This window comes from Amycolatopsis magusensis (assembly GCF_017875555.1).
Taxonomy (GTDB): domain Bacteria; phylum Actinomycetota; class Actinomycetes; order Mycobacteriales; family Pseudonocardiaceae; genus Amycolatopsis; species Amycolatopsis magusensis.
In genome coordinates this window covers 335,146-358,642 of sequence record NZ_JAGGMS010000001.1, presented here as the reverse complement: position 1 = coordinate 358,642, position 23,497 = coordinate 335,146, and the positions used below count along the sequence as shown (strand labels likewise).

Genomic DNA, 23,497 nt, shown 5'->3' with positions numbered 1-23,497 from the left:
GAGTGCGTAGGATTGTATTTAACGAATTCTACGCACTCACGACTTTTGTCCGCTTCTGCGGTAGAACTGTGCGCACCACCGCGTCCAGGAATTGGGAGTCCGATGACCACGAGCGATGCCGGCCGCCTCGGAGACTCGATCGACAAGGTTTCCGTCGGCCGGGTCTACGACTACCTGCTCGGCGGCAGCCACAACTACGCCGCCGACCGGGCGTTCGCCGACGAGCAGATGAAGGCCCTGCCCGACATCCGCCGGTTCGCCAGGTCGAACCGCGCCTTCCTGGGCCGGGCGGTGCGCTACGCCGTCGACTCGGGCATCCGGCAGTTCGTCGACATCGGCTCCGGCCTGCCCACCCAGGGCAACGTGCACGAGGTCGCCGAGGAGGCCGCGCCGGGCGAATGCCGCGTGGTCTACATCGACAACGAGCCGATCGCCCAGGCGCACGCCGAGATCCTGCTCGAACGCACCGCCGACCCCGAGCGCCACCGCGCCATCGACGCCGACTTCTTCGACGGCCCGCAGTTGTGGCGCCGGGTGCGCAACACCGGCCTGATCGACGAGACCCAGCCGATCGCGCTGCTGGTGGTGGCGCTGCTGCACTTCATGCCCGACGAGACCAAGCCGCACGAGGTGCTGCGCGGCTACATCGACCGGCTGCCGCCGGGCAGCATGGTCGCGTTGTCGCACATCCACGTCGACCCGAAGGACGCCGCGACCATCGCCGCCGGCGACAAGGTCGCGGCCGCCTACCGCAAGCAGACGAACAGCCCGGCGGTGCCGCGCCCGCGCCCGGACATCGAGGCGTTCTTCGACGGGCTCGAACTGACCGAACCCGGCCTCGTCTGGCTGCCGCAGTGGCAGCCGGACGGGGACGAGCTGTTCGCCGACCAGCCCGAGAAGTCGCGTGGCCTGGCGGCCGTGGGCTGGAAGACGACCTAGACGGCCTGTTCCGGCACGGCCGACCGGATGAACGCGCCCAGGTCGGCCGCCTGCCGGACCCGCGAAGGTTCGTGCACGTACATCATGTGCCCGGCCGGGTAGTACGCCCGGTCGATGTTGGCGTGCAGCTCCTCGGGGATTTCGAGGTGCGCGAGCACGTTCTCCGAGCCGAAGTACGGGGTCGCGCCGTCGTAGTGGCCGAAGGCGACGTGGAGCTTCAGGTGCGGGTTCGCCCGCATCGCCGCGCTCAGCGAGCGGACCGCGGACACCGCGCGGCCCTCGAAGTCGCTGTAGGACCACTGCTGGAACACGTTCATCGACAGGATCTCGTAGGGCAGATCGCTTTCGTAGCCCAGTTCGGTGCGCACGTAGTGGTTGAACGCGGCCGAGTAGGCGCCGATGATCCGGGAGATCGAGGCGTCGTCGCTCATGTGCTCGCGGCCGCCGTCCGGCTCCCAGGTGGTGAACCGGCCGTCCATCCGGCCGACGGTCAGCCCGCGCTCGCGCAGCAGCTCGGTGAAGAAGCGGACGTGCTCGATGCGCAGGTTGACGCGGTCCACATAGGACTCGCTGAGCCCGGTCAGCCGCGCCAGTTCACGCACCGCGGCGGTCCGCTCGTCGGTGGTCAGCCGGGCGCCGCGCTGCAGTGCCCACGGCAGGTCGCGCGAGGCGAACTCCTCGGCCTCGGCCAGCACCTCCTCGAGCGGGCGGTCGCCGTGGAAGCCGTGGTAGTGCGCGATCGCCGCGTAGGTCGGCAGGAAGCTGAGGTAGGCCTGCTCGTTGCCCTCGGTGAACCGGATCGAACCCATGTCCAGCACGGACGAGATGAGCAGCAAGCCGTTGAGGTACATGCTGTGCCGCTCCTGCAGGTGCGCCGCCAGTGCGGCCGCGCGCAGGGTGCCGTAGGACTCACCGGCCAGGAACTTCGGCGAGAGCCAGCGCCCGTTGCGGGAGGTCCACAGCCGGATGAGCTCGCCGACCGACTCCACGTCCGGGGTGAAGCCGAGGTAGTCCTTCGGCTTCTCGCCGGTCACCGCGCGCGAGTAGCCGGTGGAGACGGGGTCGATGAACACCAGGTCGGTGTGTTCGAGCAGGCTTTCCGGGTTGTCGGTCAGCCCGTACGGCGGCGGCGCGGGGGAGTCGACGTCCCCGGAGACGACTCGCCGCGGCCCGAGCACGCCGAGGTGCAGCCAGACGCTCGACGAGCCGGGCCCGCCGTTGAACGCGAAGGTCACCGGGCGCGTCGCCGGGTCGGCGTCGTCGAGGGTGTAGGCGACGAGGAAGACCTCGGCCTTGGCGAGGTGCCCGTCGAACTTGCCGTCGGTGAGCACCTCCTTCTTGAGCACCACGCGCCCGGTCTGGGCGGTGTAGGCCAGCTCCCGGTTCCCCGCGGTCAGCGTGTGCCTGGTGGTGACCAGGTCGTCGCTGGGCTCGGGCGGCTTGGTGTCCTCGTCGGTCTTGGCTGTTTCCGGCATGCCCCGAATCTAGATCACAATGGCCGGATGACCCTGGCCGAGATGGATGCCGAACTGATCGACTGCCGGGCCTGCCCACGACTGGTCGAGTGGCGTGAGCAGGTGGCCGAGACCAAGCGGGCGGCCTTCGCCCACGAGACGTACTGGGGTCGCCCGGTGCCCGGCTTCGGCCCGCCCGACGCGGCGCTGGGCATCGTCGGCCTGGCGCCGGCCGCGCACGGCGCCAACCGCACGGGCCGCATGTTCACCGGTGACCGTTCGGGTGAGGTGCTCTACCGCGCGATGTACGACGTCGGCCTGGCCACGCAGCCGGAGGCGCACCACATCGGCGACGGCCTGGAGCTGATCGGCACGCGGATCACCTCGCCGGTGCACTGCGCACCCCCGGCGAACAAGCCGACGCCCGCCGAACGCGACACCTGCGGCCGGTGGCTGGCGAAGGAGCTGGAACTGCTGGCGCCGACCCTGCGCGCGATCGTGGTCCTCGGCGGTTTCGGCTGGCAGGCGCTGATGCCGGTGCTGGCCGCCGCGGGCTGGGCGGTCCCCCGACCACGGCCGAAGTTCGGCCACGGGGTGCGGGTCGACCTGGAGGGTCCGGCCCCGCTGCAGGTGTTCGGCTGCTTCCACGTTTCGCAGCAGAACACCTTCACCGGCCGCCTCACCCCGGCGATGGTCCGCGAAGTCCTCACCCGGGCCAAGACCGCGGCAGGCATCCGCTGAGGGGTGTCCTGACTCACTGCTGTTCCGCAAAGTATGCTGTTCCAGGTGACACGGAACGGGCCGAAACGCGGAACAACCGAGCTGGAGCTCATCCAGTCGGCGGTGCAGGCCGTCCGCGCGGCCTTACCCGAATCCTGGTCGGTCACCGGGGCCGCGGACCTGGACCTGGACCTGGGGCGACGCCCGGACGCGCTCCTCGCTGTCACCGCTCCTGACGGCACCTCGGCTGCCGTGGTGATCGAAACCAAGGGCGCGCTCGCGCCGAGGGACGTGACCAGGGTCGCCGGACAGCTCGCCGCGTACCGGTCAGCGGCCGAGCGTGGGAGCCGTGTCGTCGGCGGAGCGATGGTCGTGGCGCCGTTCGTCTCACCCACGACCCGCGGTCAGCTCGAGCAGCACGGGCTCGGCTGGTTCGACGCCACCGGAAACCTGCGCTTGAGCCTGGAACGGCCTGCCGTGTTCCTGGATCGAGTGGGCGCCGACCGGAGCGGGTTCCGTGATCCGGCGGACCGGCTGCTGAAGTCGCTCCGTGGTCCCGCGGCCGCGAAAGTCGTGCTCGAGCTGTGCGACACGCAGTTGCCGATCGGGGTGCGAGAGCTGGCGGAACGGGCCCGCGTCGGGGTCGGGACGAGCGCGCGGGTGCTGGAACTGCTCGATCGGGAAGCCGCCATCGAGCGTGGTGGAGACGGCGTGGTCGTCTCGGTCCGCAAGCGCGCGCTGATCGATCGCTGGATCCAGGACTACCAGGTCATGGCGTCGAACGAGGTCATCGCGACGCTGGATCCGCGCGGGCTGAGCCATGCGCTGCACGCACTCGAATCGGTGGACGCGCGGGTGGCCGTGACCGGTTCGGCAGCCGCACGTGCCTACCTGCCGAACGGGGTGACACCGGTGGCCCCACTCGTTTCGCTGAGCCTGTACGCCGAGAACCCGCTCGGCTTGATCGACCGGCTGGGGCTCCGCGCCGTCGACCGGGGGGCGAATGTGCTGGTCATGCGCCCGTATGACGAAGTCGTCCTGACGAAAACCCGGACCGTGGACGGTCTGGCGTACGCCGCGCCGGCCCAGGTGACGGCCGACCTCCTGACCGGGCCGGGCCGGTCAGGCGAAGAAGCCGAGCAGTTGCTGGCAGCGCTCGAATCGGAAGAACAGGGTTGGGCACGATGATCCCGCAGGAGTACGTCGAAGCGAGGTCCGTCCTGCTCGACGCCCTCGACGGCCTGGGACCGCACCGCGACGCGATCGTCCTGGTGGGCGCGCAAGCGCTCTACTTGCACGTCGGCGACGCGGACTTCGTGACGGCACCGACGCGGACCTGGTGTTGGTTCCCGACCGGCTGGCGGACGAGCCGTCGATCGCGGACGCCATGTGCGCCGCGGGGTTCGCGCCGGGAGCGCACCCGGGGAGCTGGCTGGGTCGTGGCCAGATCGCGGTCGACCTCATGACACCCGAAGCGCTCAGCGGTCCGAAAAGCCGTCGTTCGGCGAAGCTCCGGCCACCGCACGACGACAAGTGGACCGCCCGCCGGACTCTGGGACTCGAGCCGGCGGTGGTGGACAACGACATCCACGTGATCACCGAGTTGACCGGCGAGAGCACTCGCTCGTTCCGGCTGAAGGTGGCGGGACCTGCCGCGTTGATGGTGTCGAAGGTGGTCAAGATCGCGGAACGACGTGACCAGCCGAACCGGCTCAAGCCCAAGGACGGCCTCGATGTACTCCGGCTGCTTCGCGCGATCGAGACGGCGCAGTTGGCGCGGGGACTGGAAAAGCTCCTGGCGCAGGACCTGTCGCGCCGAGTGGTGGAGCACGCGATGCGTGAGCTGAGGACGCTCGCGACCGGCCCGGAAGAACTGCTGCCGAGCCTGGCCGCCGCCGCCGAGTTCGACGGTCACGACGAGATCAGGATGTCGACGGTGGCATTGGTCGAAGACCTCTTGGCCGAGTTCGACGCGGCAGGCATCCGGTGAACCCGCCCGACGAGGTCGACGCCGGTCGGGTGCTGGTGCGGCGCTGGCGCGTGGCCGACGCCGCGGAATTGCAGCGGGTGGTGGAGGAGGCGCAGGAGCACCTCCGGCCCTGGATGGTCTGGGCCTTCGGCGAGTACCGCGCGATGGACTTCCTCAGCGGCTGTGACGAGAGGTGGGCCGCGGGCCAGTCGTACGCCTACGCGCTGGTCGTCGACGGCCGGGTGGTCGGTGGCGTCGGCTGCGAGCGGCGCATCGGGCCCGGGGGCCTGGAGTTCGGCTACTGGCTGCACCCGGACTGGACCGGCCGCGGCCTGATGACCACGGCCGTCGAGGCGTTGCTCCCGGTCGTGTTCGCGCTGCCGGACGTCGACCGCGTCCAGATCTGGCACGACGCGGCCAACGAACGCAGCGCCGCGATACCCCGGCGGCTCGGGTTCACCGAGGTCGCGCGGCACCACCCGCCACGCGAGGAACCGCGGCCGGGGATGGCGGGCACGGACGTCGTCTGGCAGCTGGAGTGAGCTCGCTCACCGGTGACGGAGAGTGGCCAAACTGACGGAATTCACCCGCTATGGGTTTATTCTGGCCTTACTCGCTCTACGCTCCGCGATTGCCCGACTACGCGAAGCTGCCGCTTGCTGAATCGTTCAATCTTCGGTGGCGACGCTGGTCACAGCAGCGCGGGGTACACGAGCGGGGGCCCTGGATGGGTGCGACCATGGAGGCATGGCAGCGAAGTCGGAACCGACTCGGATCCTCGTCCTCGGCGGCGGATATGTCGGTCTGTACACGGCGTTCGGGCTCCAGAAGATGCTGCGGGCGAACGAAGCGTCCGTCACCGTTGTGGACCCCCAGCCGCACATGACGTACCAGCCGTTCCTCCCCGAGGCGGCGGCCGGCGCGATCGAGCCGCGGCACGTGGTGGTCCCGTTGCGGCGCGTGCTCAAGCGGTGCCACGTGCTGACCGCGCGCGTCACCAAGATCGAGCACGAACGCAAGTCCGTCACCGTCGAGGCGGCCGACGGCCACATCGAGCAGCTGTCCTACGACGTGCTGGTGGTCGCGCTGGGCGCGGTGGCGCGCATCCTGCCCATCCCCGGACTCGCCGAGGAGGGCATCGCCTTCAAGACCATCGGCGAGGCGATCTACCTCCGCAACCACGTGCTGACCAAGCTGGACCAGGCGGCCAGCACCCTCGACCCCGAGCTGCGCAAGCGCCTGCTGACCTTCACCGTGGTCGGCGGCGGCTTCGCGGGCATCGAAGCGCTCGCCGAGCTCGAGGACATGACCCGCTTCGCGACCAGGTACTACGAGAACATCGAGCCGTCGGACATCCGCTGGGTGCTCGTCGAGGCCGCGGGCCGCATCCTGCCCGAGGTCCGCGAAACGCTCGGCGTGTGGACCGTGGAGCAGCTGGAGAAGCGCGGCATCGAGGTCTACCTGTCGACCGCGGCGAAGTCGTTCGAGAACGGGCACGTCGTGCTCTCGGACGGCACCGAGTTCGACAGCGACACGATCATCTGGACCGCGGGCGTGAAGGCCAACCCGGTGCTCGCCGACTCGGACCTGCCGCTGGACAAGCGCGGCCGGCTCGAGGCGACCGCGGCACTGCAGGTCGTCGGGCACCCCGACGTGTGGACCGCGGGCGACAACGCCGCGGTGCCGGACCTCGCGCGCACCGAGGACGACCCGTCGGCCACCTGCCCGCCGAACGCGCAGCACGCCGTGCGGCAGGCGCGCCTGATGGCGAAGAACATCATCAAGGTGCTGCGTGGCGGTCAGCCGAAGGACTACTACCACAAGAACCTCGGCGCGGTGGCCGGTCTCGGCCTGCACAAGGGCGTGGCGGACGCGCTGAACCTGAAGATCAAGGGCTTCCCGGCGTGGGTCTTCCACCGCGCCTACCACGTCAAGGCGATGCCCACCTGGAACCGGAAGATCCGCATCTTCTTCGACTGGGTCTTCGGCGGCCTGCTGCGACGCGAGGTCGTGTCGCTGGGGCAGATCAACAACCCGAAGGACGAATTCACCAGGGCCACGAAGTCCTGACCTGAGCTGCGAAGGCAGGGCCCGGCCGCCTAGGCTGGGCCTCGCCCCCGTAGCCCAACCGGCAGAGGCAGTCGACTTAAAATCGACCCAGTGCGGGTTCGAACCCCGTCGGGGGCACTACTACCCCAGTAGCCCTACCGCGGTGTGACGACCTGAGGCCTGGATCTTCCTAGCCTGTGCGCATGCGCAGACTGGGCACGGTGGCACTGGTGGGTTTGCTGCTCGGCTTGGCGGTCACGCCGGTCGCGGCGACGACGGCGATCGAATGGCGGCGGTGTTCACCGGACGAACCGGCGAACTTCGAGTGCGCCGAGGTTCAGGTGCCGCTCGACTACGCTGATCCGTCCGGCCGCAAGATCGACATCGCGATTTCCCGGGTGAAGGCGACGGGGGATCGTCGTGGCGTGCTGGTGATGAATCCCGGTGGGCCCGGCAGTGCGGGGCTGGACATGCCGGTCACCAAGCAGTTCCCGCCGGAGATCGGGCAGCACTACGATCTGGTCGGCTTCGATCCCCGTGGCATCGGGGCGAGCTCGCCGGTCACCTGCGGGCTGGAGCGCGGGTGGTCGCCGATTCCGTTCGAGCGGGCGAAGTTCGACGAGCACGTGGCGCAGACCAAGGCGATCGCGGACCAGTGCTGGGCGACCCAACCCGATCTGCTGCCGCACCTCACCACGCGCAACACCGCCCGCGACCTGGACGCCATCCGTGCGGCGCTGGGTGAACCGCGCATCTCGTACTACGGCATCTCCTACGGCACCTACCTCGGCGCCGTCTACACGCAGCTGTTCCCCCGGCGGGCCGAGCGGATCGTGCTGGACAGCAACGTGGATCCGGATCGCGCGTGGCGGGGCATGGTCCAGATCTGGGCGGTTTTCGCGGAACGTGCGTTCGACCTCTTCGCGGATTGGGCGGCGGTCCGACAGGAGACTTATGGGCTCGGGGGATCGGTGGATGAGGTGCGGAATACTTTCAGGGGATTGTTGAACAATCTGGATCGTCACCCAGTCACCATCGAGGGCGAGACCTACGACGGGAACCGGGTACGCCTGTTCGCCCGCGGCGTCGGGCAACGCGAAACCAAGAACCTGGAACTCGCCGCGCTGATGCGGAAACTCCTGGACCCCGAGCGGACGATCACCGTGGCCGCCGCGGAACCACCGGCGGACAACCGGGCGGCCGGCTCCCTGGCGGTGATGTGCGGCGACGCGCGCTGGCCGATCGACCCGGCCCAGTACCTGCGCGACGCCCTCCGCGACACCCAGCGCTACCCGATGATGGGCGGCCAGACCTCGAACATCTCCCCGTGCGCCTTCTGGCCGAACCCCGTCGAGCCCCGCACGCGTATCCGCGACAACCAGGCCGAAAGCATCCTCCTGGTGCAGAACGAGTACGACACGCAAACCCCGCTCGAAGGCGCGGCGCACCTGCGTGAACTCCTGCCGGACAACTCCAGGATGCTGCTGGCACAAGGGGCTTGGCGTCACGGCGCCTATCCCGGCCACTGCGCCGACGACACCGTCACCCGCTACCTGCTCGACGGCGAGCTGCCCGCGCAGGACGTGATCTGCTCCTAGGGCACGACGAGGCCCGCTTCGTAGGCGAAAATGGTCATCTGCACGCGGTTCGCCGCGTTGATCTTCGCGAAGACGCGGGTGATGTGGGTCTTCACCGTGGCCTCGCTCAGGTGCAACTCGGCGGCGATCACCGAGTTCGGCTTGCCCTGGGCGACCGCGGTGACGATCTCGCGCTCGCGTTCGGTGAGCGCGTTCAGCCCGTTCATCGCCCGGTGCCGCCGCGGGTTGCTCCGCGCCGAGACGAAGTGGCCGATCAGCTTCTTGGTGGCACGCGGGGAAAGCATCGCCTCACCGGCACCGACCACGCGCACCGCGTCGATGATCTCCTGCGGCGAGCACTCCTTCAGCAGGAAGCCGCTCGCCCCGGCGCCGAGCGCGTCGAACACGTACTGGTCCAGGTCGAAGGTGGTCAGCACGAGCACCTTCGGCGGCCGCGCCAGCGCGGTCACCGCGGCGGTCGCGGCCAGCCCGTCCATGCGGCGCATGCGGATGTCCATCAGCACCACGTCCGGCGCGTGCGCGGTCACCTTCGCCACCGCTTCGTCGCCGTCCCCGGCTTCCCCGACCACGGCGATGTCCCCCGTGCTGCCCAGGATCATGGACAGCCCGGTCCGCACCATCGCGTCGTCGTCGACGAGCAGCACGCGTAAGGGGCGCTGGGTCACCCGGACATGCTAGTGCGGCTCCCACGGCAGCCACGCCCGGAGGGCGAACACGCGCTCGTCGGTCGGTCCCGCGCTGACGTTCCCGCCGAGCAGCGAGACCCGTTCGCTGACGCCGGTCAGCCCGGTCCCCGAGCCCGGCGACGGTTCCGGCGCGGTGGCGGGCAACGGGTTCACCACCTCGATCGACAGGCCGACACCGGGCCCGCCACGCACGGTCACGTCCGCTGTGGACCCCGGCGCGTGCCGCAGCACGTTGGTCAGCGCTTCCTGGGCGATCCGGTAGGCCGTGGTGCCCAGTTGCACGGGCGCGGCGGTCGCCTGGTCGAGCATGATCGTGGCGTTCACCGGCAGACCGGACTGCCGGGCGCCGGCGATCAGCTCCGGCAGGTCGGTCAGTGTCGGTTGTGGACGTTCCGGCGACGGTGAACCCGTTTCCCGGTCGGCGAAACCCTGACCGTCGCGCAGCACGCCGATCACCTGACGCAAGTCCTCAAGGGACTGTCGAGCGGTGGTCCGGACCGTGCGCGCCGCGACGGTCGACGACTCGGGGTCGTGGGTGACTTCGAGCGCGCCGGCTTGCAGTGACAGCAGGGAAAGCCGGTGCCCGAGCACGTCGTGCATCTCGCGGGCGATGCGCGTGCGTTCGGCACGGCGCGTCATCTCCGCCCGCAGCTCCTGCTCCTGGGCCTCGCGGCGGGCGAGGTCGCCGCGCACCCCGCGCACGATGCCGACGGTGAGCGGGATCGCGAGCATGATCGCGGTCAGCACCAGCACGCCGACGATCTGCGCGAAGCCGTACTGCGTGCCGACGATCGCGCCGGCGATCGACACCTCCTCGTGCCGGTTCGCGTCCCTGAGCACCGCCAGCGCGGTGGCGGCGTAGACGGCGCCGGCGGCGGCCCAGAGCCAGTGGTCGCGTCGGTTGGCGGCCAGCGCGGCGAGCGCCACCAGCGCGGCGAGGGCGTCCGCGCCGAGCAGGAGTGAGGGGACGAGCGTGATCCCGGTGATCACCAGCGGCCACTGGTGACGCCAGCAGAGCATGACGGCCGCGCCGATCGCCGCCAGGAAGCTCAGCGTCGACCACGCGTTCGGCACGAACGTGTCGGCCTCGGGCAGGTAACCGGTGGACGCGAAAACGAAAATGCTGCTGATCACGCAAGCGGTCACCGCGAGCACGGTGATCAGCACGCCAAGTACACGCCGGGCCATGGCGCAAAGCGTACGCAGGGGCACCACCCGGCTCATCGGCGAAACGGCTCCCGCGGAATGGGGAAGTGACGACTTTCGTCGTAGTGCCGAAAGGCTATCGGACGACGCGGGGAAGTGCTCCAGGGTGATTGCATGCGCTTCGCCAGTTCATTCGGAAAGGAAATTCTCCCGTGACCCAGCAAACCCCCTACCCGCCGGCCATGCCCTACCAGGCGCCGCCGCAGCAACAGCCGCCCCGCAACGGGATCGGCATCACCGGCTTCGTGCTCGGCCTGGTGGGGCTGGTCTTCTCGCCGATCCCGTTCATCGGCGTGGTCGCCTGGCCGCTGGTGATCCTCGGTCTGATCTTCTCGATCTTCGGGGTGGTGCGGGTCAACAAGGGCGTGGCCACCAACAAGGTGCTGTCCATTGTGGGCATCGTGGCCTCGGTGATCGGCCTCGGCGTGTGCGTGGCCTGGTTGTTCATCTTCAACCAGGCGGTCAACGAGGTGCAGGACGAGTACAACCGCACCGCCGCGGTGACCTACGACGTGACCGGGGACGCGACCGGGGTCGAGGTGACCTACGGCGAGGCGCTGAACCCGATCTCGGAGACGGTCGACACGCTGCCGTGGACGAAGCAGATGGAGAACAAGGGCGTGATCAAGGGCGGCATGCTCACCGTCATGGCGGACGAAACCGGTGGTGAGGTCACTTGCAAGATCACCGTCGACGGCGCCGTCGTCGCCACGAACACCGCTTCGGGCCCGTTCGCCGTCGCCATCTGCACCGGCGCCTGACACTCCCTAGGGCGTTGCTCGCTTCCCTATGCGAGCAACGCCCTCTCTCTTTTTCCCCTCCTAATCTCCCGACAATTTTACCTCCTCTGCTAATCCGCAGATAATCACCGCACTCCCGCACCCGCCCACCTATCCCGCAGATAACTTCACGCCCACTCCCGCCCCATTCCCACCCCCAATTCCCGCACCCGCCCACGCAAGCCCCGCCATTCCCGCCGACCAACTCCCGCCCGACTCCCACGCTCCCGTCCCCGAATCCCACGTTGGTGCAGCCGAGTTCCACGTTCCGGCAGCTGAGTTCAACACTCGGGCGGGTGGGGTGCCGCGTTGGCTGCGGCGAGTCCCACGTTCCGGCAGCCGAGTCTCACGCTCAGGTAGCCGACTTCTACGGTCGCGCAGGCGAATCACACGCTGGCGCAGGCGAGTGCCACGTTCGGGCAAGCGAGTGCCACGTTCGGGCGGCCGGGTTCCACGCTGGCGCAGGCGAGGCCCACGTTCAGGCGACCGAGGCCCACACTCGGGCAGCCGAGTTCGACGTTGGGCGAGCGAGTTCTGCGCTCCGGCAGCTGAGTTCGGCGTTCGTGCAGGCGAGTGCCACGTTCAGGCAGGTGAGTGCCACGTTCGGGCGGCCGGGTTCCACGCTGGCGCAGGCGAGGCCCACGTTCAGGCGACCGAGGCCCACACTCGGGCAGCCGAGTTCGACGTTGGGCGAGCGAGTTCTGCGCTCCGGCAGCTGAGTTCGGCGTTCGTGCAGGCGAGTGCCACGTTCAGGCAGGTGAGTGCCACGTTCGGGCGGCCGGGTTCCACGCTGGCGCAGGCGAGGCCCACGTTCAGGCGACCGAGGCCCACACTCGGGCAGCCGAGTTCGACGTTGGGCGAGCGAGTTCTGCGCTCCGGCAGCTGAGTTCGGCGTTCGTGCAGGCGAGTGCCACGTTCAGGCAGGCGAGATCCACGTTCGGGCGGCCGAGTTCTCGTTGCCGGAGCTCGGGTGGGGAGGGCGACGCCGGCGGTCGGGAGAGGCTACTGGCGTGCGGCGGCTTCGGCTTGGGCGGTGTCGTAGGCGGAGCGGGCTGCGGCGATTTCCTTCTGGTGGTCTTCCGTCCACGTGACCAGCGCCTGGATCGTGGTGTGCAGCGTGGCGCCCAGGGGAGTGAGGGCGTAGTCGACGCGTGGCGGGACCACCGGGTGCACGGTCCGGTGCACCAGGCCATCCCGCTCCAGGTGACGCAAAGTCGTGGTGAGCATCCGTTGCGAGATGCCTTCGATCTCGTGCCGTAGCTCGGTGAAGCGAAGCGTCTGCCGGTCCAGCAACGAGATCACGAGCAGTGACCACTTGTCCGCGATCCGGTCGAGGATCTGCCGCACCTCGCAGTCTTCCCGGACGTGCCACTGCAGCACGCCGTAGTCGTCCTCGGTGCGGCAGGAGTAACTCGGTGAGTTGAAAGTGCCTTCTTCCACGACCACCGATGGTGCCGCAGGATGCCAATGGTTACAAGAAGGAACTGACCGGCCTCGGGGTAACCGAGGCCGCCGAAGGAGCCGAATCGTGTCCGCACCGCTGCTTTCGCCACCCGAACGGCTCACCGGACGCGCGTGGGGCGTCCTCTTCGTCCTGTGCGGGTCGATCTTCCTGGAGGGGATCGACATCGCCATGCTGAACGTCGCCCTCCCGTCCATCCGCGCCGACCTTGGGCTGTCCACCGCGATGCTGAGCGGAGTGGTGAGCGCCTACGTGCTCGGCTACGCCGGGTTCATGTTGCTCGGCGGGCGCGCCGCCGACATGTTCGGTCGTCGCCGGATGTTCCTGGCGTGGCTGGTGGTCTTCCTCCTCTTCTCCGGCCTTGGCGGGCTCGCCACCGAAGGCTGGATGCTCCTGCTGGCGCGCTTCGCCACCGGGGTCGCCGCCGCGTTCATGACACCCGCCGGGATGTCGATCATCACCACCAGCTTCGCCGAGGGACCGGCCCGCAACCGGGCGCTGCTGGTCTACGCGGGCACCGCGGCCGGCGGCTTCTCGCTCGGCCTGGTCGTCGGCGGCCTGCTCACCGCGATCGACTGGCGCTGGGTGTTCTTCGCGCCGGTGATCCTGGCGGCGGTCCTGCTGGTCGCCGCCATCCTGTTGATCAAGGACACCGGCCGCCCGGACCGGACCGGCCACCGCACCGACTTCGCCGGCGCGGTCGCGATCACCGGCTCGATGCTCCTGCTGGTCTACGGCGTGGTGCGGCTCGAGCACCCGGCCGACGGCTGGGGCTGGACGCTCGCCGCGTTCACCGCCGGACTCGCGTCGCTGGCCGCGTTCGTGGTGATCGAACGGCGGTCCCCGGCACCCCTGGTCCGGCTGGGCATCTTCCGCTCGAAAACACTGCTGCGGACGAACATCGGGGCGGCGCTGTTCGCCGGGTCGTTCTTCGGCTTCCAGTTCCTGGTGACGCTCTACCTGCAGGAGCTGCGCGGCTGGTCCACGGTCGAGACGGGGCTAGCGATGCTAGCGATCGGGGCGGAGGTGGTGCTAGCGCCGACAGTCACGCCGCGGTTGGTCAACCGGTTCGGCACCACGCGGGTGGTCTTCGGCGGCCTGCTGCTCGCGGCGGTGGCGTACGCGTGGTTCCTGCCGGTCGGCCTGGATTGGGCCTATGCGGCCATGTTCCCGACGATGCTCCTGCTCGGCATCGCGTTCTCCCTCACCTACGGCCCGTTCACCATCGCCGCCACCGAAGGCGTCGCGGCGGACGAGCAGGGCCTGGCCGGCGGGCTGTTCAACACGTCCTTCCAGTTCGGCGCGGCACTGGGGCTGTCGGTGGTCACCGCGGTGAACGTGGCCTTCCTCGACGAAGCCAACCCGCTCGACGCGTTCCGCGCCGCGTTGCTGGTGCCGCTGGTCGCGACCGTGCTCGCGGCGCTGGTGACCGCCTTCGGTGTCCGCCGGCGGGTGCCCGTGCTGGCCCGGTGAGGACGCCTCAGCAGCCGATCCGGCTGGTGCCGAGGGCGATGTCGTCGAACCAGAACGTGTCGGCGTCGTTGCCGTAGCCCTCCCAGCCGAGCCGCAGATCGGTGACCGCCGGTTGCCAGGCGCGGTTCAGCCACTGCTGGTCGATGTCCGGCGTCGGCGTGCCGTCGACCACCAGGCCGGGCACCTCGGTGGAGTTGAGCCAGGTGCGCAGCTTGCCGTGGTCGAGCTGGAACTCGAAGCAGGACCAGGTGTTCACCGGGAGTGGCGCGCTTTGCGCCACTCCCGCCGGGCTCTGCGCGGGCAGCGTCGCGTCGTCGGACTCGCGATTCCATTGCAGCACTTGGTTTTGCCCGCCGGCGCGCAGGTCGCGGTTGTTGTCGGCGGTGTCGCGCATGGCCATGAAGGTGACGTGCGCCTGGGGCAGGGGAGTGGCGTGGCGGACGTGGAAGCGGCCGTAGAGCACGCTGCCGGTGGTGACGTCGGCGAGGCTGGTGCCGAGGAAGATGTGGTTGCAGTAGTTGCCGCCGCCGGCGACCTTCGCGGACCGGGTGCCGGTGTGGGCGACCGTGGTGTCGATGGTGACCGTGCCGGTGCCCTGGCAGTTGGGCGCGCCGACCGTCCAGCGGCCGCCGGGCGTGGTCATCGCCTCGAAGTCCTCGCAGACAGTGGCGGCGCATTCGGCTCCGCGCGCGGGGGCGACGACCACCGCCGTGGCCGCGGCGGCGCAGGCGATCGCTAAGGCTCCGGCAAGCTTCCGCATGGGCTGACCCTTCGTTGGGAGCGCTCCCAAAACAGGGAACCACGCTCCGGCGAAGCTGTAAAGGCGGCCGATCGGCTGGTGTCTCGGTTCGATCACCGCTGATCAAGGGAAAAACGCCGGAACGGCAGTGTCCGAAGTGGACTCAGGGCTGCAGCAGGCGTCGCGGGCCGGGGCCGTGGGCGGCCAGGCGGTCTTCCGGGTTGATCAGCTGGCACTGGTCGAACGACAGGCAGCCGCAGCCGATGCAGTCGGTGAAGCGGTCTCGCATCCGTTCCATCTTCTCGATCCGGCTGTTCAGCTCCTTGCGCCAGCACTCCGACGCCCGCTCCCAAAACTCCTTGGTGGGCGGTGAATCCGCGGGCAGGAAGTCCAGGACCTCCCGGATCACCGCCAGCGGGATGCCGACGCTCTGCGAAGCGCGGATGAACGCCACCCGCCGCAGCATGTGCCTGCCGTAGCGCCGCTGGTTCCCGCTGGTGCGCCGGCTGCGGATGAGGCCCTCGCGCTCGTAGAACCGCAGCGCGGAAGCGGGTACCCCGCAGCGCTCCACCATTTCCCCGATGGTCAGTTCCTGCGCGACGGCCATGCCGCCAGCGTAGCTCAACCAATGTTCAGGTCGACCGCACCACGAGGTCCCCTGGTCACCGGGACGCAGCGGTCGGCCGAGCCGTTGGACGCGGCCAGCACGCGTTCGAGGATGCCCAGCGAGGTCTCCAGTTCGGAGATCTGCCCGCGGATGCGCTGCCGCGCCACCTCGAGGTCCTTCGCCAGCCCCGGCCCCGGCACGATGTACTCCGCGGTGCCCTCGACGCACGGCAGCAGCTGCGCGATCTTGCTGCTGCACAGCCCGGCCGAATAGAACAGCTGGATCTGCACGACCTTGGCGACGTCGCTCTCCTGGAAACAGCGGTAGCCGTTGCCGTCGCGACCGGGCCGGAGCAGGTGCTCCTCTTCGTAGTACCGCAGGGCCCGCACACTGACACCGGTCCGCCGGGACAGGTCACCGATCCTCATGGACAGAGATTAGCTTGACCCTCACGCCGGTGTGAGGGTCTAACTTCGCGCCATGCCTACCGCAAGCCCGCTCCTGCGCCCCTACCGAGACGGTGCGCTCGTCCTGCCGAACCGCGTCGCGATGGCCCCGATGACCCGGGGCCGCGCCGACGACACCACCGGTGTTCCGCACCCGCTGACCAGCCTGTACTACGCCCAGCGCGCCAGCGCCGGGCTGATCGTCACCGAAGGGATCTGGCCCGTCCGGGTGGGCAAGAGCGGTCCCGGCATCCCGGGGCTCGCGACCGCCGAACAGGTCGAGGGCTGGCGTGCGGTGGCCACCGCCGTGCACGCCGCGGGCGGGCGCGTGTTCGCCCAGCTCTGGCACGCCGGACGCGTCAGCCACCCGTCCGTGGTCGGCGAGCCGACGGTCGCCGCGTCGGCCGTGCGCGCCCGGGGCCGGATCTACATCGAGGGCGGCTGGGCCGAGACCACCACGCCGCGTGAGCTGACCACCGAAGAGCTGCCGCGGCTCGCCGAGGACTACGCGACCGCCGCGCGCAACGCGATCGAAGCGGGCTTCGACGGCGTCGAGATCCACGGCGCCAACGGTTACCTGCTGCACGGCTTCCTCGCCGACAACACCAACCTGCGCACCGACCGCTACGCCGACCGGATCCGGTTTCCGCTGGAGGTCACCGAGGCCGTCGTGGCGGCGGTCGGCGCGGACCGCGTCGGCTACCGGATCTCACCGGGGAACCCGGAGAACGACCTGGTCGAGGCGAACTGGCCGGTTGTCTACCGCGACCTGCTGCACGAGTTCACCCGGCTCGGCCTGGCCTACGTGCACCTGGTCGCCACCGAGGACCGCGTGTTCCCCGAGCTGCGGCCGCACTGGCCGGGGCCGCTCATCGGCAACGTGCACCAGGGGCCGCCGTCGAGCCAGGCCGCGGGGGAGCGGCTGCTCGAGGACGGCCTGGTGGACGTGGTCGCGTTCGGCCGGTTGTTCATCGGCAACCCGGACCTGCCGTCGCGGTTCGCCACCGGGGCGCCGCTGGTCCACGTGAGCGAGAAGCACCACTACGGCTCCGCGCTGGAGGGTTACGTGGACTTCCCCGCGGTCACGACGACGCGGTCGCCTTCTCCGGTGCCGGCTTGACGCCGTTCCCGTTCGGCTGAACCGCGGTCGCGGAGGCCGGTTTCACTTCCTTGGTCTTTTCCGAGCTGGAGGTGGCTGCCTCCGCGTCGGCGGGCGCGGTGACCGACTCGTCCTTCTCGTCCTCGATCGGGTCGAGCGCGCCGGCGCTGCGGCTGAGCACCTCGTCGGCCGCGCGCAGCCGGGCCAGCGCCTGCTGCTGCAGCTCGGAGAGCTTGTTCACCTTGGTGGTGGCGTCGGTCGTGCGGCGCTCGGCGTCCCGCGCGGCCTCGTCGACCAGGCGCTTCGCCTCGGCGGTGGCTTCGTCGAGCCTCCGCTTGGCTTCGGCGGTGGCCTCCGCCAGCCGGCGCTCGGCCTGCTGCTTGCTCGCCGCGCGCTGGTCGGCGACGTGCTTGTCCAGCGCCGCGTGCTCGGCCGACAGCTTGGCGTCGAACTCCATCTCCAGCGACCGGCGCTTGCGCTCGGCCTCGATGTCGAGCCGCTCGCGGTGGCGGGTCGCGTCCACGGTCAGGCGCTGCACCTCGGCGCGCGTGGCGTCCAGTGCGGCGCGCTGCTCGCGCTGGATGGCGTCGGCCTGCTTGTCCACCTCGGCCAGCAGCTTGGTGTAGCGCTCGCGGAGCTTGTCCGCGGCCTCGGTGGTCGCCGTCCAGTGGCTCTCGGCGGCCACCTTCGCGCGCTGGGTGATCTCCTCGGCACGCATCTGGGCGAGCTTGACCGTGCGCTGCATGCGCTCGTCGAGGTCCTCGAGTCGCTCCGGCGGCTTCTTCAGTTCCTCGACCCGCGCGTGCATCTTGCTGATCTCGCGCCGGGCGTTCTCCAGCTCTCTGGCCATCGTGCTGGCCTGCGCGGCGGCCGAATCGCGCTCGGCCATGATCCGCCGCACCTGCGCCTCGACGTGGTCGAGGTACTGCAGCACCTGACTGCGGTCGAACCCGTGCCACGCCTGTCCGTATTCACGACGGAGGGGCAGGAACCCGGTTTCGCGTTCGGAGGACCGTCCAGCACTTCCAGCCATGCCTCCGACGTTACCCGCGTCCGGGACCGCGCCCGCGTTCGACCTGCCCTACCAATGGAATCCCTTGGTCAACCGGGCCAGTGCGGTGGCTGCTTTGGAGAGGTGACGTTCGCCACGGCCGAGCTTGAGCCCGCCCGAACCGCCCGCCGCCGCGGAGTCCGGGAAGATGCGGAAACCCTGGTACGCCACGGCATCGGTGAGCGCGGGGGTGAGCGTGTAGGCCAGTCCGATGGCCTGGCCGATCGGTGTGCCGATGTGCTTCGGGCGGTCCTTGAGCGCCTTCAGCACCATCTCCGCCGCCTGATCGGGTGATTTGGTCGGGAAGGCGTCGTAGATCTTGGTCGGGCGGATCATCGGCGTGCGCACCAGTGGCATGTGGATGGTGGTGAAGGTGATCCCGTCGCCGTGGGTCTCGGTGGCGGCGATGCGCGAGAAGTAGTCGAGCGCGGCCTTCGAGGCGGCGTAGGCGGAAAACCGCGGCGCGATGCCCTGCACGCCGATCGAGGACACGTTCACGATGTGCCCGAACTTGCGCTCGGACATGTGCGGCAGCACGGCGAGGATGAGCCGGACCGCGCCGAAGTAGTTGATCGCCATCGCGCGCTCGTAGTCGTGGAAGCGGTCGTAGGACAGCCTGATCGAGCGGCGGATGGACCGGCCGGCGTTGTTCACCAGCATGTCGATGCGGCCGTGCTCGGCGAGCATGGCGTCGACCGCCTTGCGCACCGACTCCTCGTCGGTCAGGTCCGCCGGGTACACCGAGGCGTGCCCGCCCGCGGTGATGATCTCGTCGCGGACCTCCTCCAGTTCGTGCTGGCGGCGGGCGACCAGCAGCGGCACCCCGCCCTGCTCGGCGACCTTCAGCGCGGTCGCCCGGCCGATGCCGGAGGACGCGCCGGTGATGATCACGCGGCGGCCGTCCAGCTCACCGCGCGGACCGTGCTTGCGCGCGCGGAACGGGTCGAGGTGCTCGCGCCAGTAGCGCCACAGCGCGGGCGCGTAGTCCTCCAGCCGCGGCACCTCCACACCGGACCCGGCCAGTGCCTTGCGCGTGCTCGCCGAGGCGAACATCGACGGGAAGGTCATCGTTTCCAGCAGCACCGGCGGGATGCCGAGCCGTTCGAGCACCGCGTCGCGCGCGAGGGACACGCCGGGGATGTTCTCGCTGAACCGGACCAGCTTCAGCACCCCGCGCGAGAGCCGCTCGTCCAGTTCGGTGGTGATCACCGGGGCGCCGGCGGCCTTGGCGAAGGCGTTGTAGACGTCGGTGACCGGCTGCGGTTCCGGGTTGACCAGGTGGAAGACCTGCCCGTCGAGCCCCGGCTTGAGGCTCAGCTCGACCAGCGCGTCGGCCACGTAGTCGACCGGGACCAGGTTCGTGTCGCCGATGTCCGGCCCGACCAGCGGCAGGCTCGGCAGCGCGGTCAGCCGCGAGATCGCCGGGAAGACGTAGTACGGGCCGTCGATCTTGTCCATCTCGCCGGTGCGCGAGTGCCCGACGACCGCGGCGGGCCGGTAGATCCGGTACGGCACCTCGTGCTGCTCGCGGACCAGGCGCTCGGCCTCGAACTTGGTGCGGTGGTACGGGGTCGGCAGGCGCTGCCCGGCGTCGAACATCTCCTCGGTGAACACGCCCTCGTAGTCACCGGCGACGGCGACGGAGGACACGTGGTGCAACCGGCCCGCGCGCAGGTCGGCGGCCAGCGCGAGCACCTGCTGGGTGCCCTCGACGTTGGCGCGGACGCTTTCCTCGTCGTCGGCGGTGAGGTCGTACAGGGCGGCCAGGTGCATCACGTGGTCGACCTGGCCACGCAGTTCCTCGCGGGTCCGCTCGTCCAGGCCGAGCAGCGGTTCGGTGAGGTCGCCGGTGACCAGTTTCACCCGTTCGGGATGCGGCCAGCCGTCGACGAGCGCGGCCAGCCTGTCCCGCGAGGCCTCGCGGACGACCAGCGTCACCACGTCGACCTCCTCGCGGGTCAGCAGCAGCCGTGTGAAATGGCGGCCGATCAGCCCGGTCGCCCCGGTCACCAGGAAGGTCGCCATTTCTCCTCCAGAATTCGGCCGCACGGAGTCCGCCGGGGCATTGTGCCACCGCGTCCGGGGTACAACCGTGATCAAAGGTCCCTAGTGTGTGCTGCACCGGCCTCGCCGGATATGAGTAAAGTTGTCTTTACCCGACGGGAACCGGCCGGCACGCGCGGTCGTTATACCCGATGCAAGGTGCCAGTAGATCCAGGAGGATCAGGTGCGTTCCAGCAGCAACCCCGCGTTCCGGCGGCTGCCCGTGGGCGGCGGCGGAACCCAGTACGGGCCCAACACGGGCTTCGGCCAGCCGCAGGGTGGCGTGCCCGGTTACGGTCCGCCGCAGGCCCCGGCCGGCTCCGCCGACCGGCCCATGACCGTCGACGACGTCGTCATCAAGACCGGGATGAGCCTTGGTGTCGCGCTCATCACCGGCATCATCACCGCCATCTGGGCGCAGGGTCAGGTCGCGGCCAACGCGATGGGCCCGGTCTTCGGCGCGCTGATCGGCGGCATGCTCGTCGGCTTGGTGATCTCGCTCGTCATCATCTTCAAGCAGAAGCCCAGCGGTCCGCTGACCCTGGCCTACTCGGCCGCCGAAGGGGTGTTCCTCGGCGCCATCTCCGGCGTGTTCGAGATGCTCTACCCGGGCATCGCGCTGCAGGCCATCATCGGCACCGCCGGTGTCTTCATCACCATGCTGATCGTCTACAAGACCGGCGCGGTGAAGGTCACCCCCAAGCTGACCAAGTGGATCATCGGGGCCGTCGTCGGCGCCGCGATCCTCATGCTGGTCAACCTGGTGACCAGCTTCTTCGGCTTCAACCCGCTGCGTGACGGCGGGCCGATCGCGATCATCTTCAGCCTCGTGGTGATCGGCATCGCGGCGTTCAGCTTCCTGCTCGACTTCGACCAGGCCGACCGGATGATCCGCGAAGGCATGCCGTCGAAGTGGGCGTGGTTCGCCGCCTTCGGCCTGATGACCACGCTGGTCTGGCTGTACCTGGAAATCCTGCGGCTGCTCTCGTACCTGCAGAGCGACTAGCCCACCACCACCCTCAGCGGAGCGCTTCGCGCCGCTCTGATTGAGGTCCTCCCCAAGACGGGCGGTATCCGGTGACTCCGGGTGCCGCCCGTTTCGTTTTGCTTCACGTTTCGCTGAAACCGGGGTGCGCGCGGGGGCGGCCGTGTTAGATACGCCGCGTCCCGATCCGTTTCTCATCATTGTGAGGCACCCGTGAGTGTCCCCCCTCCGCCGTCGCAGCCCCAGGCCCAGCCGGGCCCCTACGGTCCGCCGCCTGGGCAGCCCGACGGCGGTTTCGGCGCGCCGCCCCCACCCGCGCCGAAGAAGAACAAGGCGCTCGGCCTGCTGCTGAAGATCGGCGTGCCGGTGCTCGTGGTCCTCGTGGCCGGCGTCATCGGCATCCTGAACTTCGTCGACTCGCCCGCCACCTCCAACGTCGGTGACTGCCTCAACGTCACCCAGTTCAACTCGACGACGGAGCCGACCAAGGCCGACTGCGCCTCGCCGGAGGCGAACCTGCGCATCGGCGCGAAGCTCGACGGCAGCAGCGGTGCCTGCCCGGCGGGCGGTACCTACGACGAGTACACGGTCAGCGGCCGCGGTTCCTACAAGCTCTGCCTGGTGCTCAACGTCAAGCAGGGCGAGTGCGTGGCGAACTTCAGCGCGGGCGAGACCGGCTACAAGCGCGTCCCGTGCACCGACCCGAGCGCCGAGGTCGAGTTCCTGAAGGTCGCCGAGGGCGTGGTCGACGAAGCGCTGTGCGAGGGCACGGAGGCGGAGAAGGTACTCACCTACCCGCAGCCGGCCACCACGCTGTGCTTCCGGCAGGTCCAGGCGTAGCTCCACCCGAGGGCACCTCGTCGCACTCTGTGGGACGAGGTGCCACGGAGCGGACCGGCCACCTACCTTCGGGGCGTGACGACCGAGTCCAAAGTGTCCTCTGCTTTCCCGACCTCCTGCGCCGCACCGGAACCCCGTCCCGAAGAGCCGGTGCGCGTGGTGCCGCTGGCCATCGCCGGCGCGCTCGCCGTGGCGCTGACCTGGTACGTCTGGGCTTCCCACGGCGCGAAGAACGGGGTGCTGCTGGCTCTCGGCTTCGGCCTGGGGCTGGCCCTGTTCCACTCCCGGTTCGGCTTCACTTCGGCGTGGCGTCAGCTGATCGCCGTGGGCAACGGCCAGGGGCTGCGGGCGCACACCTTGTTGCTGGGCACCGCGACCACGCTGATCGCGTTGATCGTCTCCACCGGCTCCGGGCTGTTCGGCTCGGTGCCGAAGGCGACGGGCGGCCCGATCGGGCTCGCGTTGTTCGCCGGGGCGGTGTTGTTCGCGATCGGCATGCAACTGGGCGGTGCCTGCGCTTCCGGCACGTTGTTCGCGGTCGGCTCCGGGCAGTCGACGATCGTGCTGACCCTCGGCGGGTTCATCGCCGGTTCGGTGCTCTACACCTGGGCGTTCCCCTTGTTCGACGGCTGGCCCTCGCTGCCGGGCGTGTTGTTGTCCGACCACGTCGGGTGGTTCGGCTCGTGGTTGATCACCATCGCCGCGCTGGTCGCGATCGTCTACGTGACGAAACTGGTGCAGGCGCGGCGGAACCCGCCACCGGTGGGCGTGGTGCCGACCGCGCGGGGCTTCGCCAGGATCCTGCGCGGCTCGTGGCCCATCCTGGTCGGAGCGGTGGTGCTCGGCGTGCTCGCCGGCGCGGTTTTCCTGGTGTCCGGCGGGATCTGGGGCGTGACCTTCGCCTTCGCCCTGTGGGGCGCGAAACTGCTCCAGCTGTTCGGGCTGCACCCGGAGGCGTGGGAGTTCTGGCAGGGCACGAGCAACGCCAAGGCGCTGGCGAGTCCGGTGTGGACGGACAAGACCACGCTGACCAACGTGGGCATCATGATCGGCGCCGCGATCGCCGCCGCCGCGGCGGGCGCGTGGAAGATCCACAGCCAGATCCCGTGGCGGACCGCGCTGGCCGCGGTACTGGGCGGCGTGCTGATGGGCATCGGCGCGCGACTGGCCGGCGGCTGCAACATCGGCGCCTACCTGGGTGGCATCTCGGTGGGCAGCCTCCACGGCTGGCTGTGGGGGCTGTTCGCGTTGGGTGGGACTTGGGTGGGGTTGAAGCTGCGGCCGTTGTTCGGGCTGGGGAACCCGAAGCCCGCCGACTCGATCTGCTGAACGCTATGAGTGGGGCATTACTT

At 69.6% G+C, this 23,497-nt stretch carries 22 protein-coding genes and 1 tRNA gene; 14 read left to right on the top strand and 9 right to left on the bottom strand.

From position 1 onward, the window contains the following. The first annotated feature begins 102 nt into the window (after positions 1-102). The gene (locus tag JOM49_RS01630; RefSeq protein ID WP_209662449.1) at positions 103-939 is read left to right on the top strand and encodes an SAM-dependent methyltransferase; all 837 of its coding nucleotides are present in this window, start codon (positions 103-105) and stop codon (positions 937-939) included. Here JOM49_RS01630 and JOM49_RS01625 read toward each other — a convergent pair. Then, a complete protein-coding gene (locus JOM49_RS01625) occupies positions 936-2,414 on the bottom strand; it encodes a S10 family peptidase (protein ID WP_209662442.1) in 1,479 nt (492 codons plus the stop codon). The genes JOM49_RS01630 and JOM49_RS01625 overlap by 4 nt on opposite strands. A gap of 27 nt (positions 2,415-2,441) precedes the next feature. Between JOM49_RS01625 and JOM49_RS01620 the strand changes: the two genes are divergently transcribed. The 7 genes from JOM49_RS01620 (at position 2,442) to JOM49_RS01590 (ending at position 8,729) form a co-directional block, all read left to right on the top strand. Continuing rightward, the gene (locus JOM49_RS01620; RefSeq protein WP_209662441.1) at positions 2,442-3,134 is read left to right on the top strand and encodes a uracil-DNA glycosylase; all 693 of its coding nucleotides are present in this window, start codon (positions 2,442-2,444) and stop codon (positions 3,132-3,134) included. Between the two features lie 45 nt (positions 3,135-3,179). Beyond that, on the top strand, positions 3,180-4,301 hold the full coding sequence (locus tag JOM49_RS43615; RefSeq protein ID WP_209662439.1) for a type IV toxin-antitoxin system AbiEi family antitoxin: 1,122 nt from the start codon (positions 3,180-3,182) through the stop codon (positions 4,299-4,301). A gap of 151 nt (positions 4,302-4,452) precedes the next feature. Then, positions 4,453-5,103: a hypothetical protein gene (locus JOM49_RS01610; protein ID WP_209662438.1), complete on the top strand. Its 651-nt coding sequence runs from the start codon at positions 4,453-4,455 to the stop codon at positions 5,101-5,103. Further along, entirely contained in the window at positions 5,100-5,624 is a 525-nt protein-coding gene (locus JOM49_RS01605; protein ID WP_209662437.1) for a GNAT family N-acetyltransferase, read from the top strand. Before JOM49_RS01610 ends, JOM49_RS01605 begins: the two co-directional genes overlap by 4 nt. Before the next feature lie 205 nt (positions 5,625-5,829). Next, a complete protein-coding gene (locus tag JOM49_RS01600) occupies positions 5,830-7,152 on the top strand; it encodes an NAD(P)/FAD-dependent oxidoreductase (RefSeq protein WP_209662435.1) in 1,323 nt (440 codons plus the stop codon). Positions 7,153-7,195: 43 nt separating this feature from the next. Then, positions 7,196-7,269: transfer RNA gene (locus tag JOM49_RS01595), tRNA-Leu, on the top strand. A 65-nt stretch (positions 7,270-7,334) separates the two neighbouring features. Beyond that, positions 7,335-8,729: an alpha/beta hydrolase gene (locus tag JOM49_RS01590; protein WP_209662434.1), complete on the top strand. Its 1,395-nt coding sequence runs from the start codon at positions 7,335-7,337 to the stop codon at positions 8,727-8,729. Here the strand turns inward: JOM49_RS01590 and JOM49_RS01585 are convergent. After that, complete coding sequence (locus JOM49_RS01585; protein ID WP_209670663.1) at positions 8,726-9,373, bottom strand: response regulator transcription factor; 648 nt, start codon at positions 9,371-9,373, stop codon at positions 8,726-8,728. The genes JOM49_RS01590 and JOM49_RS01585 overlap by 4 nt on opposite strands. Before the next feature lie 30 nt (positions 9,374-9,403). After that, the gene (locus JOM49_RS01580; RefSeq protein WP_209662432.1) at positions 9,404-10,603 is read right to left on the bottom strand and encodes a sensor histidine kinase; all 1,200 of its coding nucleotides are present in this window, start codon (positions 10,601-10,603) and stop codon (positions 9,404-9,406) included. Positions 10,604-10,773: 170 nt separating this feature from the next. On the opposite strand from JOM49_RS01580, the gene JOM49_RS01575 reads away from it, so the two are divergent. After that, complete coding sequence (locus JOM49_RS01575) at positions 10,774-11,382, top strand: MmpS family transport accessory protein (RefSeq protein ID WP_282772247.1); 609 nt, start codon at positions 10,774-10,776, stop codon at positions 11,380-11,382. Positions 11,383-12,402: 1,020 nt separating this feature from the next. Here the strand turns inward: JOM49_RS01575 and JOM49_RS42740 are convergent. Continuing rightward, a complete protein-coding gene (locus tag JOM49_RS42740; protein WP_308158621.1) occupies positions 12,403-12,846 on the bottom strand; it encodes a winged helix-turn-helix transcriptional regulator in 444 nt (147 codons plus the stop codon). 82 nt (positions 12,847-12,928) lie between these two features. On the opposite strand from JOM49_RS42740, the gene JOM49_RS01565 reads away from it, so the two are divergent. Further along, positions 12,929-14,335 carry an MFS transporter gene (locus tag JOM49_RS01565; RefSeq protein WP_308158620.1) on the top strand — a complete coding sequence of 469 codons (1,407 nt, stop codon included), beginning with the start codon at positions 12,929-12,931 and terminating at the stop codon, positions 14,333-14,335. Positions 14,336-14,342: 7 nt separating this feature from the next. Here the strand turns inward: JOM49_RS01565 and JOM49_RS01560 are convergent, their stop codons facing one another. The 3 genes from JOM49_RS01560 to JOM49_RS01550 all read right to left on the bottom strand — a co-directional run bounded on the left by JOM49_RS01560 (position 14,343) and on the right by JOM49_RS01550 (position 16,109). Then, positions 14,343-15,095: a hypothetical protein gene (locus JOM49_RS01560; protein ID WP_245369207.1), complete on the bottom strand. Its 753-nt coding sequence runs from the start codon at positions 15,093-15,095 to the stop codon at positions 14,343-14,345. A 142-nt stretch (positions 15,096-15,237) separates the two neighbouring features. Beyond that, positions 15,238-15,681 carry a redox-sensitive transcriptional activator SoxR gene (gene soxR, locus JOM49_RS01555; protein WP_209662429.1) on the bottom strand — a complete coding sequence of 148 codons (444 nt, stop codon included), beginning with the start codon at positions 15,679-15,681 and terminating at the stop codon, positions 15,238-15,240. Between the two features lie 14 nt (positions 15,682-15,695). After that, positions 15,696-16,109 (bottom strand): MerR family transcriptional regulator, encoded by a 414-nt coding sequence (locus tag JOM49_RS01550; RefSeq protein ID WP_209662428.1) that lies wholly within the window; start codon positions 16,107-16,109, stop codon positions 15,696-15,698. Positions 16,110-16,161: 52 nt separating this feature from the next. Here JOM49_RS01550 and JOM49_RS01545 point away from each other — a divergent pair, with 52 nt between their 5' ends. Continuing rightward, positions 16,162-17,247 carry an alkene reductase gene (locus JOM49_RS01545; protein WP_209662426.1) on the top strand — a complete coding sequence of 362 codons (1,086 nt, stop codon included), beginning with the start codon at positions 16,162-16,164 and terminating at the stop codon, positions 17,245-17,247. On the opposite strand, the gene JOM49_RS01540 is transcribed toward JOM49_RS01545, so the two are convergent. Beyond that, a complete protein-coding gene (locus JOM49_RS01540; protein WP_209662425.1) occupies positions 17,210-18,259 on the bottom strand; it encodes a coiled-coil domain-containing protein in 1,050 nt (349 codons plus the stop codon). The two genes, JOM49_RS01545 and JOM49_RS01540, sit on opposite strands and share 38 nt — an antisense overlap. 48 nt (positions 18,260-18,307) lie before the next feature. Further along, entirely contained in the window at positions 18,308-20,302 is a 1,995-nt protein-coding gene (locus JOM49_RS01535; protein WP_209662423.1) for an SDR family oxidoreductase, read from the bottom strand. Between the two features lie 202 nt (positions 20,303-20,504). Between JOM49_RS01535 and JOM49_RS01530 the strand changes: the two genes are divergently transcribed. The 3 genes from JOM49_RS01530 (at position 20,505) to JOM49_RS01520 (ending at position 23,474) form a co-directional block, all read left to right on the top strand. After that, positions 20,505-21,326, top strand: coding sequence for a Bax inhibitor-1/YccA family protein (locus JOM49_RS01530; RefSeq protein WP_209662421.1), 822 nt, complete (start codon positions 20,505-20,507; stop codon positions 21,324-21,326). Between the two features lie 192 nt (positions 21,327-21,518). After that, the gene (locus JOM49_RS01525; RefSeq protein ID WP_209662419.1) at positions 21,519-22,145 is read left to right on the top strand and encodes an LppU/SCO3897 family protein; all 627 of its coding nucleotides are present in this window, start codon (positions 21,519-21,521) and stop codon (positions 22,143-22,145) included. Positions 22,146-22,220: 75 nt separating this feature from the next. Next, on the top strand, positions 22,221-23,474 hold the full coding sequence (locus JOM49_RS01520) for a YeeE/YedE family protein (protein WP_209662418.1): 1,254 nt from the start codon (positions 22,221-22,223) through the stop codon (positions 23,472-23,474). Positions 23,475-23,497 lie beyond the last annotated feature (23 nt).